This is a genomic window from Actinomadura bangladeshensis (assembly GCF_004348335.1).
GTDB classification, from domain to species: domain Bacteria; phylum Actinomycetota; class Actinomycetes; order Streptosporangiales; family Streptosporangiaceae; genus Spirillospora; species Spirillospora bangladeshensis.
Map to the genome: position 1 here is coordinate 1 of NZ_SMJW01000237.1, position 11,954 is coordinate 11,954.

Sequence of the window (11,954 nt, forward strand, 5' to 3'; positions counted from 1 at the left end):
GGGGTGATCTGCGGCTGCGGCCGGTGCTGCGGCGCCGGCGGGACCGGGGGCGGCGGCGGGAGCTGCGAGGCGATCCGGGTGCCCTGGTTGAGCAGCTCCTCCTGCCCGGCGGACTGGCCCGCGGGCGCGGCGCCGACGGCCCCGAGCAGGTTCAGCAGCAGCTGCGGGGCGGGCGGGCGCAGCCCCGCGTCCTTGGACAGGCAGCGCCCGATCAGGTCGCGGACGGGCCCCGGGGGCAGCGCCGACAGGTCCGGCTCCTCGTTGAGGATCCGGTTGATGATGACCGGCAGCGTGTCGGCCTCGAACGGCGACTGCCCGGTGGCGGCGAACACCATGGTCGCGCCCCAGGCGAAGATGTCGACCGCGGGGGTGAGCGGCGCGCCGGTCAGCTGCTCGGGCGCCAGGTAGCCGGGCGTGCCGACCACCATGCCGGTCGCGGTGACCGCGCTCTCCTGCGAGTTGACCGTCCGGGCGATGCCGAAGTCGACGACGCGCGGGCCGTCGGACGCCAGCATCACGTTGTTCGGCTTGAAGTCGCGGTGCACGATCCCGGCCTCGTGGATGGCCGCGAGCGCGGTCGCCGTGCCGATCGCGAGCCGCTCCAGCTCGGCGGCGCCGCGCGGCCCGTCGTGCGCGACCACGTCGTGCAGGGACGGCCCGTCGATGAACTCGCTGACGACGTACGGCTGGTCGCCGTGGACGTCGGCCTCGATCACCCGCGCCGTGCAGAAGGGCTCGACCTTCTGCGCCGCACTCACCTCGCGGGTGAACCGGGCACGTGCGGCCGGATCGTTGGCCATCTGCGCGTGCAGCAGCTTGACCGCGACGTACTCTCCTCCCGGGGCCTTGCCCAGGAAGACTGCCCCCTGGCCCCCGGCGCCCAGCCGTCCGATGACCTCGTACTGTCCGAGTGCCCTGGGATCGCCCGGCTCCAGCGGAGCGGCATCCGGCATCTGACCCTCCATTGACCCGCAGTGATGTCCGCGACATTGTGCGCCGGACCCGCCGCGGGCCCCGGGCCGGCGCCTGAACCGCGTCGCCGGGTCGAATCTCCGCAGGGGCCCGCCCCCAACCTCAGGCGGGCACGATATCGCGTTAGTTCAGACGTTTCACCGATCAATCTGGTTCGCCGTCCCGGTGGCCGGGTAGGGCCGTCCCGGTGCACGTCCCGCCGCACCTCCCGGCACGCCCTCCGGACGGCCGCCGGGAACAGGTTCCGGAACACCGGCCCGGTCGGCGCGCGCAACGCCGCCGGGACCGATATGATCCCCGCCGCCGCGGGAACTCCGGCAGGTGCCCCCGGCCCGGGACCCGGGCCGCCGGCATGCGCCGGGTATGTGACGGAAGACACAGAACGAGGAAAGATCCGGGTGACCCGTGTCACTCGTGGGAACGGTCGCGCCTTGTGTGTCGCAGGTCACCAACCGTGACAGAATTTCCCGCCCGGATCGGGCACAAGAACGGTCCCTTGAGCGTTAGATCCGCGCGACGGGGCGCATAAAGCACTGAGGGGGATGGAGATAGAAGATGGCGACCGACTACGACAGCCCACGCAAGACAGACGACGATCTCAGCGAGGACAGCCTCCAGGAGCTCCAGGCCCGGCGGGCCGACAAGGCCGCCAGCATCATCGACGAGGACCTGGACGCCGGTGAGGTCGCCGAGCTGCCGGGCGCCGACCTGTCCAACGAGGAGCTCACCTTCCGGGTGGTTCCGCGGCAGGCCGACGAGTTCACCTGCACGCGCTGCTTCCTGGTGCACCACCGCAGCCAGCTGGCCGGCGAGAAGAACGGCCAGCCGATCTGCCGCGAGTGCGCCGCCTGACCGGGAGTGGCCGCGGGTGTCGGGAGAGATCGAGAAACGTCATGACGCGGTGGAGCCGGCGCGCGGCGACGGCTCCACGGAGCTCGGTGAGCTGATCGGACGGCTCACCGCCGATGAGGACATGGACCGCGAGACCCGCGGCCGCCTGCTCGGACGACTGGCCGCACTGCTCGGCCGGAGCGCCCGCACGGTGGGGGCCGCGGGGGTCGCGCGCGGGAAGTGGCTCGGCGACCTGCTCGTGGAGGCCGCGCCGCACATCCCCATCCGCGACCTGGAGACGCTGCAGGCGCACCACCGCGGGCTGATGGGCGAGGCGCTCGCCGACCGGCTCGTCACGGTGGCCGGCAACGGCACGACCGCCGTCGGCGCGGCGGGCGGCGCGCTGGCCGCCGTGCAGTTCACCGCCCCGCCGCTGCTGCTGACCGCCCCCGCCCAGCTGGCCGCCGAGACGCTCGTCGTCGCGGCCATCGAGGTCAAGATGATCGCCGAGCTGCACGAGGTGTACGGCGTCCGCGTGCAGGGCACCGGCACCGTCCGCGGCGCTGCGTTCGTCACGTCCTGGGCGCGGCAGCGCGGTGTCAACCCCCTGGAGGCCGGGTCGCTCACCAGCGCCCTCGGCACCGCCGCCAAGACCGCCCTCCGCAAGCGCATGCTGCGCACCTTCGGCCGGAGCATGAGCACGATGGGCCCGTTCCTCACCGGTGCGGCCGCGGGCGCCGTGCTCAACCGGTCCGCCACGAAGGCGCTGGGGATGAAGGTCCGCAACGACCTGCGGCACGCCGCCGGGATCACGCCGCCGATGCCCGGGACGTACCAGCAGCGCCTTCCCTGACCCTCCGGCCCCTGACCCACCGGCCTTGCCGGGCGGTCGGCGACGGGCCGCCCCAGGGGGTCGCCCCCCTGGAACGACACCGGTCAGGCCTCGACCTTGAGGTGGGCGGGGAGCTCCCCGGTGCCCTTGGCGTACTGGTGCGCCACGGCGCGGGTCGCGAGCAGCCGGGCCAGCTCCATGCCGACGCCCATCACCACGGCCCATCCGACCGCCTCGGCCAGGTCCACGTCCGGCGACTCGGGGTTCGTCGGGGGCTCCTTGCCGGTGCTCTTCTTCCAGATCATCGTGATGGCCTTCTTCGCGACGAACCCGCCCGCGAACGCCGCGGCGCCGGCCATCACCCGCCAGCCGATGTCGCCTTTATCCGCCATATTCGTCCTCCAGTCGTCTGTCGTCTCCGACGCTACCGGAACGGTCCGCCCCCGGCCGCGGAGGCGCTCACCACGCCGGACCGTCCTTTAGCCCCACCCGCCGCCGATCAAAGGACGAGCTCGGCTCGGCGCCTGTGATCGGGCCTGCGACCCCTGCCGATGTCAATACCATTGGCTCATGACAGAGCAGCCGCGTACTCCGCACGTCCCTCCGAAGCCCTCCCTGGACGGCCTGGAGGAGAAGTGGGTACGCGCATGGGAGGACGAGGGCGTCTACCGCTTCGACCGCACCAGGCCGCGCGCGGAGGTCTACTCGATCGACACCCCGCCGCCCACCGTGAGCGGGTCCCTCCACGTCGGACACGTCTTCTCCTATACCCACACCGACACCGTCGCGCGGTTCCACCGCATGCGCGGTCGCGCGGTCTTCTACCCGATGGGCTGGGACGATAACGGCCTGCCGACCGAGCGCCGGGTGCAGAACCATTTCGGCGTCCGGTGCGATCCGTCCCTTCCCTACGACCCGGACTTCGCGCCGCCGGCCAAGCCCGACCCGAAACGCCAGCAGCCGATCTCGCGGCGCAACTTCATCGAACTCTGCGAGCGGCTTACCGAGGTCGACGAGAAGGCGTTCGAGGAGATGTGGCGCCAGGTCGGCCTCTCGGTCGACTGGAACCACCTCTACACGACCATCGGGGACGTCTCCCGGACGGCGTCGCAGCGCGCGTTCCTGCGCAACCTGGCGCGCGGCGAGGCGTACGTGTCCGAGGCGCCGACGCTGTGGGACGTCACGTTCCGCACGGCCGTCGCGCAGGCCGAACTGGAGGACCGCGAGCACCCCGGCGCCTTCTACCGGATCCGCTTCCACGGCGACGAGCGCCCCGTCTACATCGAGACGACGCGGCCCGAGCTGCTGCCCGCGTGCGTCGCGCTGGTCGCCCACCCCGACGACGAGCGCTACCGGGAACTGTTCGGGACGACCGTCCGCACCCCGCTGTTCGGCGTGCAGGTCCCGGTCCTCGCGCACCGGCTGGCCGAGCCCGACAAGGGCTCCGGCATCGCGATGATCTGCACCTTCGGCGACGTCACGGACGTCACCTGGTGGCGCGAACTCGACCTGCCCACCCGCGCGATCATCGACTGGGACGGCAGGCTGGCCGCCGACCCGCCCGCGGGCGTCGCCGCGGAGCCCTACGCGGAGCTGGCCGGCAAGACGGTCTTCTCCGCCAAGGAGCGCGTCGTGGAGCTGCTGCGCGACTCCGGCGACCTGGACGGCGAGCCGCGCAGGATCAGCCGGCCGGTGAAGTTCTACGAGAAGGGCGGCAAGCCCCTGGAGATCGTCACGACCCGGCAGTGGTACATCCGCAACGGCGGCCGGGACGAGGGCGTCCGCGCCGAGCTCCTCGCCCGCGGCCGCGAGCTGGAGTGGCACCCCGGCTACATGCGGGCCCGCTACGAGAACTGGGTCGAGGGCCTGAACGGCGACTGGCTGATCTCCCGGCAGCGGTTCTTCGGCGTGCCGATCCCCGTCTGGTACCCGCTGGACGACTCCGGCGAGCCGCGCTACGACGCGCCGATCACCCCGGCGGAGGACGCGCTGCCGGTCGACCCGTCGTCGGACGTCCCGCCGGGCTTCACCGAGGGCGACCGGGGCGAGCCGGGCGGGTTCGTCGGCGACCCCGACGTGATGGACACCTGGGCCACCTCGTCGCTGACCCCGCAGATCGCGGGCGGCTGGGAGCGCGACGCCGACCTGTTCGGCCGCGTGTTCCCCTACGACCTGCGGCCGCAGGCGCACGACATCATCCGGACGTGGCTGTTCTCCACGGTCGTCCGCGCGCATCTGGAGCACGGCTCGCTGCCGTGGAAGGGCACCGCGCTGTCCGGCTGGATCCTCGACCCGGACCGCAAGAAGATGTCGAAGTCCAAGGGCAACGTCGTCACGCCGATCGACCTGCTGCGCGAGTACGGCTCCGACGCCGTCCGCTACTGGGCGGCCAGCGGGCGCCCCGGCACCGACACCGCGTTCGACACCGGCCAGATCAAGGTCGGCCGCCGCCTCGCCATCAAGATCCTCAACGCCTCCAAGTTCGTGCTGGGGCTCGGGGAGGTCGAGGCGGGCGCGGCGGTGACCGAGCCGCTCGACCGGGCGATGCTGGCGGCGCTGTCCGGCGTCGTCCGGGACGCGACCGAGGCGTTCGAGGGCTACGACTACACGCGGGCGCTGGAGCGCACCGAGCGGTTCTTCTGGGAGTTCTGCGACGACTACCTGGAGCTGGTCAAGGCCCGCGCGTACGGCGACGGCGCGGAGGCGCGGTCGGCGCGGGCCGCGCTGCGCACGGCGCTGTCGGTGCTGCTGCGCCTGTTCGCGCCCGTCCTGCCGTTCGTGACCGAGGAGGTCTGGTCGTGGTGGCGGCACGGGTCGGTGCACGCGGCGTCGTGGCCGTCGGCCGCCGAACTGCCCGCGGGCGGCGACCCGGCCGTCCTCGCCGCGACGGGCGAGGCGCTCCGCCAGGTCCGCAAGGCGAAGTCGGCGGCGAAGGCGTCGATGCGCGCGGACGTGTCCCGCGCCGTCGTCCGGGGCGCGGAGGTCGCGCACATCGCGCGGCCCGACCTGGCCGCCGCCGGCCGCATCGCCGACCTCACACTGGAGGACGCGCCCGCCGACCTGACGGTGGACGTCGTGCTGGCCCCGACCAGCTGACGCCCGCCCGCCGGCCGAGCACCTGCCCTGCTCAGAACGTGCAGGGCAGGTGCTTGATCCCGTTGATGAAGCTGGAGAACAGCCGGTCCGGCTCGCCGGTCGCCCGGATGCCGGGGACGCGGGTGAACAGTTCGCGGAACATCACCGTGATCTCGCGGCGGGCGAGGTTCGCGCCGAGGCAGAAGTGGGGCCCGGGGCCGCCGAATCCGACGTGCGGGTTGGGGGAGCGGGTGATGTCGAAGACGTCCGGGTCGGTGAAGACCGCCTCGTCCCGGTTGGCGGAGTTGTAGAACAGCAGGACCTTGTCGCCCTCGCGGTACTGGTGGCCGTTCATCTCGTAGTCCCGCGTCAGCGTCCGGCGGAACTGGATGACCGGCGTCGCCATCCGGACGATCTCCTCCACGGCGCCGGGCATGTGCGCGTCGAAGTCCTCCAGCAGCAGCGCGCGCTGCTCCGGGTTGTCGGTGAACAGCTTGAGGCCGTGCGACATCGCGTTCCGCGTCGTCTCGTTCCCGGCCACCACGAGCAGGATGAAGAACGAGCCGATCTCCTGGTCGGTGAGCCGCTCCCCGTCCACCTCGGCGGAGATCAGCGCCGAGACGAGGTCGTCGCCCGGGTACCGGCGGCGGCGCCGGGCGAGCTTCATCGCCAGGTGGTTCAGCTCGTACCCGGCGACCATCACCTTGAGCAGCCCGTACAGCGCGCCGAGGCGGGTGATGCCGTCGCGGGTGTAGTCCTTGCCGCCGCTGTACTCGGGGTCGCCGAGCCCCAGGATGACGTTGGTCCGCTCGTACACCATCGGCCGGACGGGCTCGGGGATGCCCATCATGTCGCAGATGACCTGCAGGGGGAGCCGCGCCGCGACGTCGGTGACGAAGTCCGCCGACCCCTTGGCGAGCAGGTCGTCCACGATCCGGGTCGCGGCGGCCTGGAGGTCGGTCTCCATCTTCTCCAGGACGCGGGGGGTGAACGCCCGCGACACGATCTTGCGGATCTTGGCGTGCCGCGGGTCGTCCATGTTGATCATCGAGCCGAAGTAGCGGGCCAGGTAGCCGGGCATGTCGGCGATGCTGTTGGAGCACGGCTCGCTGCTGAAGACCTGCGGGGTGCGGCTGGCCTCGACGACGTCGGCGTGCCTGGCCAGCGCGTAGAAGCCGGGACCCTGCTTGACGAACGGCAGCTTCAGTTCCGGGAAGAACGCCGGATGCTCCCGCCGCCGCAGCTCGGCGAACTCGGCCATCCGCCGGTCCGGGGGCAGCGCCCAGAAGGCCAGATCGGACACGCTCAGCCTGCCGGCGTCCGGCACCGTCGTCGTCACTGCGCACCGCCCTTGTCCAGAACCAGGTTCGGTTTCCATCGAACCGAGACATCCGCGACCCCGTCAAGGGCGACCCGGCCGCCTCGTCCGCTGAGGGGGCGAAACTCGCGGCCATGGGCACGGGCGGGAACGGGTAGGGTCAACTGCCGGACCCGGGCCGCGGCGTTTCGGCGGCGGCCGGGGACGGCGCCGTCGGTAGGGTCGGGTGGTCCTCCGGCAGGTACGCGTTGAGGTGGAGCCCGTGAGCAAGGTCGATGTGCTGATCCGGCGGCTGGATTCCGATCTGCCGCTGCCCGCGTACGCGCACGCCGGGGACGCGGGCGCCGATCTGGTCGCGGCCGCGGACGTCGAGCTGCCGCCGGGCGAGCGCGCCGTCGTCCCGACCGGGATCGCGATCGCGCTGCCGGACGGCTACGCCGCTTTCATTCACCCCAGGTCCGGATTGGGCGCTAGGTTGGGAGTGACCATCGTCAACGCACCCGGTACGGTCGACGCCGGCTATCGGGGTGAGATCAAGGTGACCCTGCTGAACACCGACCCCCGCGCCACGGTGAGGCTGCGGCGCGGAGACCGCATTGCGCAGATGGTCGTGCAGCGGGTGGAGCGCGCGGTGTTCCATGAGGTCGCCGCCCTTCCCGGAGCGGCGCGCGGTGCCAACGGCTTCGGATCCACCGGCGGATTCGGCGCGGAGCGCGCATCCGGGGACAATGAGCACAGTCGAGAAGGAGTGTGAGTCGTGGCTTTTGGACGTCGCCGGCAGGCCGAGGAGCCCGAGAAGGGTCCTGAGGCGACCGAGGAGCCGGCGGAGAACGCCGAGGAGGCTCCCGCCGAGGCGGAGTCGGCCAAGGGCGGTCCGTGGGACTCCGAGGACTCCTTCCCCGAACTGCAGCGGCTCGACTTCGGGTCCCTCCAGGTCCCGGTCGCGCCGGGGCTGGGTTTCCAGGTGAACTTCGAGGCCACCCAGGTGGACGAGGAGGGCAACCCGCTCGACGGGCGGCCCGTCGCCGTGCTGGTGCAGTACGAGGAGAGCGCCATGCAGCTCCAGGTGTTCGCCGCGCCCAAGCGCAGCGGCATCTGGGACGACGTGCGCCGGGAGACCGCCAAGGACATCACCGAGGAGGCGCAGGGCCAGACCCAGGAGGGCGAGGGGCCGTTCGGTCCCGAGCTGCTGGCGATGGTCCCCGCTGCGCTGACCGAGGAGGTCCTCGCGGAGATGCCGCAGGAGGTCCGCGAGCAGATCCCGGCCGAGTTCGTCGAGCAGGGCTGGGCGCCGCAGATCATCCGGTTCCTCGGCGTGGACGGCCCGCGCTGGTTCCTGCAGGCCGTGGTGCAGGGCGCCGCGATCGAGGACGAGGAGCAGTGGCAGGTCCTGGAGGACGTGCTGCGCGGCGTGGTCGTCGTCCGCGGCGACGCCCCGATGCCGCCCCGCGATCTGCTGGAGCTGCAGATCCCCAAGGAGTTCAGCGAGGCCGGGCAGGACGGGGACGAGGAGGCCGTGGAGACCTTCGACCCGTTCGAGCGCGGCCCCGAGATCACCGAGGTCCGCTGACCCGGGCCATGGCCCGCCCGTGCCGCACGCCTTTTCGGGCGTGCGGCCGGGCAGGTTTCGCCCTCGGGCGTCCCGGCGGATTCCTTGCCTTGACCGCTCGTGCGGGTGGTCAATCGGGACATGTCGAAGAAGACGCGCAAACGCCGGGCCCGCAAGCGCGGCAAGCACAACAAGGGCAAGCGCCCCAACGCCCGCCACTGACCGGCGGCTAGCTGCCGATCATCTCGAACGGCATCGCGTGCTCGACGCCTGCGGCCCGCCCGGCGGGCTCGGCGATGCCGGCGAGGAACTCCGCGGCGTCGAAGTCGGCGCCGAGGTTGCCGAAGTACACCGTGTGGGCGAGCAGTGAGTCGATGCCGGCCTGCAGGTGCCCGGTGACGTCCACGTAGTGTGCGGCCTGCGGCGACCCGCCGAACAGCGCGAACCGGACGCCCTGCCACGGTTCGAGGTCGAGGTCGCGGAACACCCACCGGTTGGCGGCGTCCCTGATCGCGTCCGCGACGGCGAGCCCGAGGACGCGGTGGTCGGCCATGTTGAACCCGCCGCCGGGGAAGGTCTCCCGGAAGCTGACCGACAGCACCACCTCGGGCCGGTGCCACCGGATCGCGCCGGCGATCGCGCGCCGCAGCGGCAGGCCGTACTCCAGCATCCCGTCCCGCAGGTCCAGGAACTCGACGGTCTCCACGCCGACGCGCCGCGCGGCCTCGATCTGCTCGGCGGTACGGATCCGGCGGACCTCGTCCGGGTCCATCGAGTCGATCCCGGCCTCGCCGCGGGTGGCGAGCACCTCCGTCACCGTCTTGCCCTGCGCGGTCCACTTGGCGATCGCCGTGGAGCATCCGTACTCCAGGTCGTCCGGGTGCGCCACGATCGCCAGGGCCCGGTCCCAGTCCTCCGGTACCTCGTCCATCCCCCCATCCTCACCGATCACCGGCGCGATCCGAAGCCTAGAATCGGCTCCATGCCCGCCGCGCCGCCCCCGGTCCCGCCGCTCCCGGTCCGGCTCGACCGGCTGCGGGCCGAGATCATCGGCCGTCCGGCCGCCGCCCGGGAGTCGCCCGCCGGCGAGCCGCTCTACCAGGCGGTGCGCCGGATCGGCGCGCTCGACCCGGACGACCCGGAAGAGCTCGTCCGCCACCTCGCGGAACGTCCCGACGCGGTGCTGCGGGCCGAGGCGTTCCGGATCACCCGGGAGGCGCTGCGGGCGGGGCTGCTCCCGGCCGCCGTCGCGCGGACGATCATCGAAGGGCTCGCGGCCGACGTCCCGGACGCGCTGCGCGAGCTCGCCGGTCCGTGGGCGGTGCTCGACCCGCTGCCGCACGAGCGGATGCGCCGCCTCCTGAAGGCCGGGCCCGCCGGCGCCGCGATCGAGGTCGCCGCCCGGCACGGCCATCGCGACCTCCTCACCGGCGTCGCCGCCGACCCCGGGCGGGCGCCCGCGCTGCGGCGGCGCTCCCTGGAGCTTCTCGGTGATCTCGCCACCCGCGAGGACGTGGGCGAGGTCGTGGCGATCGCCGCCGGGGACCCGCTCCTGCTCGCGGGCCCCGCCGTCGCCTGCCTCGGCGGCCTGCACCGGCGCGGCCACTTCCCGGCGGGGCGGGACGTCCCGGCCATCGTCGGCCTCGCCCTCGCCGACCACGGCGTCCCCGCAGGGGATCTCGCCGTCGTCCTGTACCCCCGCAGGCATGAGGCGCTGCGGGAGCTGGCGGCCGGGGACGGGGACCCGCGGCGGCGCCTGGAGCTGCTGGTCGCGCTCGACGAGCAGGGCGCCCCCGACCTCGGGATCGGCGATGTCGTCACCGGCCTGGCGCGCCGCGCCGACGACCCGGCGCCGTTCCTGCGGGCGATCCGCCGGCTCCGGCCCGCGGCGGCGGAGGAGACCGTCCTGGAACTGCTGCCCCGCTCGCCGCGGGAGGCCCTCGCCGCCCTCGAAGCCGTGGGCGGCGCCCGGACGGTCGCGGTCCTGCGCGACGGGCTGGGCTTGGACGGCGGCGACGGCGCCCCTTACCTCAGGCCGTTCCGGCACCGGGCCTGCGAGCTCCTGTGGCACCTCGACCGCGACCCCGGGCTGCGGCGGACGCTCCTGGAGCGCCTCGATCCGCGCGACCTGCCCCGGCGGATCGCGGACGACCTCGGCGGGCCCGACGCGCGGGAACTCGCGCTGCTGCGCGCGAACCCGGACCCGGGCGACCCGGCCGCCGCCCTGCGCAGGCTGGCCGGGAACGGGGACGCGACGACCCTGCCCGCCATCGCCGACCTGCTGCTCCGCCTCGCGTCGGAGCAGGGCGCGCCGGTCCCGGACGAGGTCCTCGCGGCCATCGGCGGCCTGGGCGGCCGGCTGTTGCGGCGCGGCGCCCTGCGACCGCACTGCCTGCTGGACGCCGCCGACCCGGCGGAGGCCGGGAACGCCCTGGTCGCGGACCTGGCCCTCGGCCTGCTGGATCGCCCGGGGCTCGGGTCGGCCGAGCGGGCGGCGCTGCTGGACGTGCTGCGCCGGGCCCCGCACCGCCGGACGCGGGCGCGCGTGCACCGCCTGCTGCGGGACCGCGACCGGCACGTCCGCGCGGGGGCGATCGCGATCCTCGCCCTGGACGGCCGGGACGCGCGGGCCCTGTCGGCGAGCCTGATCCCGCTTCTGGCCGCCGGCGACGTCCAGACCGTCCGGCAGGCGATCACCGCGCTGGCCGGGGCCGGTGCGGACTGGGCCGCCCCGGCGATCGCGGCGTGCCTCGACCACCCGAACATGAACGTCAAGAAGGCGGCGGCGTCGGCCCTCGCGCGGGCGGGCGCGCCGGGGGCCGTCCCGAAGCTGCTGTTCTGGCTCGGCCACCATGACAATCCGGGTCTGCGCGAGGCGATCACCGAGGCGCTGCGGGCGATCCTCGGGGACGCGTTCCCCGCGACCGTCCTCGCGGCGGCGGACCGGGCCGCCGACCCCTCCGCGCTGCTGCGTGCCCTGGACGGACTGCTCGACGAGCGCGCGACCGCCGCCCTGGCCCGGCGCGGCGCCGCGGTCCGGCCGCGGAAACCGCCGCGGGCCCCCGGCGTGGACGCCCTGCTCGACGGCGGCTGGGACGAGGAGACCGCGCGCGGCGTCGTGCGAGCCCATGCACGCGAGCCCGGCGCGCTGCCGTACAAGCGGCTCCGCCCGCTGCTGGTCCGCTGGCTGGACCTCGCGGCCACCGATCCCGGCGCGCTGCGGCTGGTCACGGAGATCTGCCGGCCGCCCTGGCCGGACGCCGAACTGGAGGTCCTCGCCCGGTCCGCCAGAACCCTGGTGGACGGCCTCGCGGCCGCCGGCGGCCTCGCCTACGACCTGGAAACCGGTGTACGCGGCGAACATGCCGCGCAGGCCG

At 73.6% G+C, this 11,954-nt stretch carries 11 protein-coding genes; 7 read left to right on the forward strand and 4 right to left on the reverse strand.

Translation table 11 applies throughout. The features are described from left to right. The coding region (locus E1284_RS32120; protein WP_131943916.1) for a serine/threonine-protein kinase at positions 1–953 on the reverse strand (953 nt) is incomplete at its 3' end. Positions 954–1,527: 574 nt separating this feature from the next. On the opposite strand from E1284_RS32120, the gene E1284_RS32125 reads away from it, so the two are divergent. Continuing rightward, the gene (locus E1284_RS32125) at positions 1,528–1,824 is read left to right on the forward strand and encodes a DUF4193 domain-containing protein (RefSeq protein ID WP_067488409.1); all 297 of its coding nucleotides are present in this window, start codon (positions 1,528–1,530) and stop codon (positions 1,822–1,824) included. Positions 1,825–1,840: 16 nt separating this feature from the next. Next, the gene (locus E1284_RS32130; RefSeq protein ID WP_243714877.1) at positions 1,841–2,656 is read left to right on the forward strand and encodes a hypothetical protein; all 816 of its coding nucleotides are present in this window, start codon (positions 1,841–1,843) and stop codon (positions 2,654–2,656) included. Between the two features lie 83 nt (positions 2,657–2,739). Here E1284_RS32130 and E1284_RS32135 read toward each other — a convergent pair whose 3' ends face one another. Beyond that, positions 2,740–3,027, reverse strand: coding sequence for a DUF4235 domain-containing protein (locus E1284_RS32135; protein WP_131943917.1), 288 nt, complete (start codon positions 3,025–3,027; stop codon positions 2,740–2,742). Between the two features lie 178 nt (positions 3,028–3,205). On the opposite strand from E1284_RS32135, the gene valS reads away from it, so the two are divergent. Further along, positions 3,206–5,731 carry a valine--tRNA ligase gene (gene valS / locus E1284_RS32140; RefSeq protein WP_131943918.1) on the forward strand — a complete coding sequence of 842 codons (2,526 nt, stop codon included), beginning with the start codon at positions 3,206–3,208 and terminating at the stop codon, positions 5,729–5,731. A gap of 31 nt (positions 5,732–5,762) precedes the next feature. Here valS and E1284_RS32145 read toward each other — a convergent pair whose 3' ends face one another. Beyond that, positions 5,763–7,049, reverse strand: coding sequence for a cytochrome P450 (locus tag E1284_RS32145; protein WP_243714878.1), 1,287 nt, complete (start codon positions 7,047–7,049; stop codon positions 5,763–5,765). A 241-nt stretch (positions 7,050–7,290) separates the two neighbouring features. Between E1284_RS32145 and dut the strand changes: the two genes are divergently transcribed. From dut to E1284_RS44255, 3 genes are all read left to right on the forward strand, one after another. Beyond that, positions 7,291–7,782 (forward strand): dUTP diphosphatase, encoded by a 492-nt coding sequence (dut, locus tag E1284_RS32150; protein WP_131943920.1) that lies wholly within the window; start codon positions 7,291–7,293, stop codon positions 7,780–7,782. A gap of 3 nt (positions 7,783–7,785) precedes the next feature. Further along, positions 7,786–8,598, forward strand: a complete 813-nt coding sequence (locus tag E1284_RS32155; RefSeq protein WP_131943921.1) for a DUF3710 domain-containing protein — start codon at positions 7,786–7,788, stop codon at positions 8,596–8,598. Between the two features lie 99 nt (positions 8,599–8,697). Beyond that, positions 8,698–8,799, forward strand: coding sequence for a hypothetical protein (locus E1284_RS44255; RefSeq protein ID WP_481726293.1), 102 nt, complete (start codon positions 8,698–8,700; stop codon positions 8,797–8,799). Positions 8,800–8,806: 7 nt separating this feature from the next. Here E1284_RS44255 and E1284_RS32160 read toward each other — a convergent pair whose 3' ends face one another. Continuing rightward, positions 8,807–9,508 (reverse strand): PIG-L deacetylase family protein, encoded by a 702-nt coding sequence (locus E1284_RS32160; RefSeq protein WP_131943922.1) that lies wholly within the window; start codon positions 9,506–9,508, stop codon positions 8,807–8,809. Between the two features lie 51 nt (positions 9,509–9,559). Here E1284_RS32160 and E1284_RS32165 point away from each other — a divergent pair. After that, positions 9,560–11,954, forward strand: a 2,395-nt coding sequence (locus E1284_RS32165) for a HEAT repeat domain-containing protein (RefSeq protein WP_207924074.1), incomplete at its 3' end; no start/stop codon positions are given.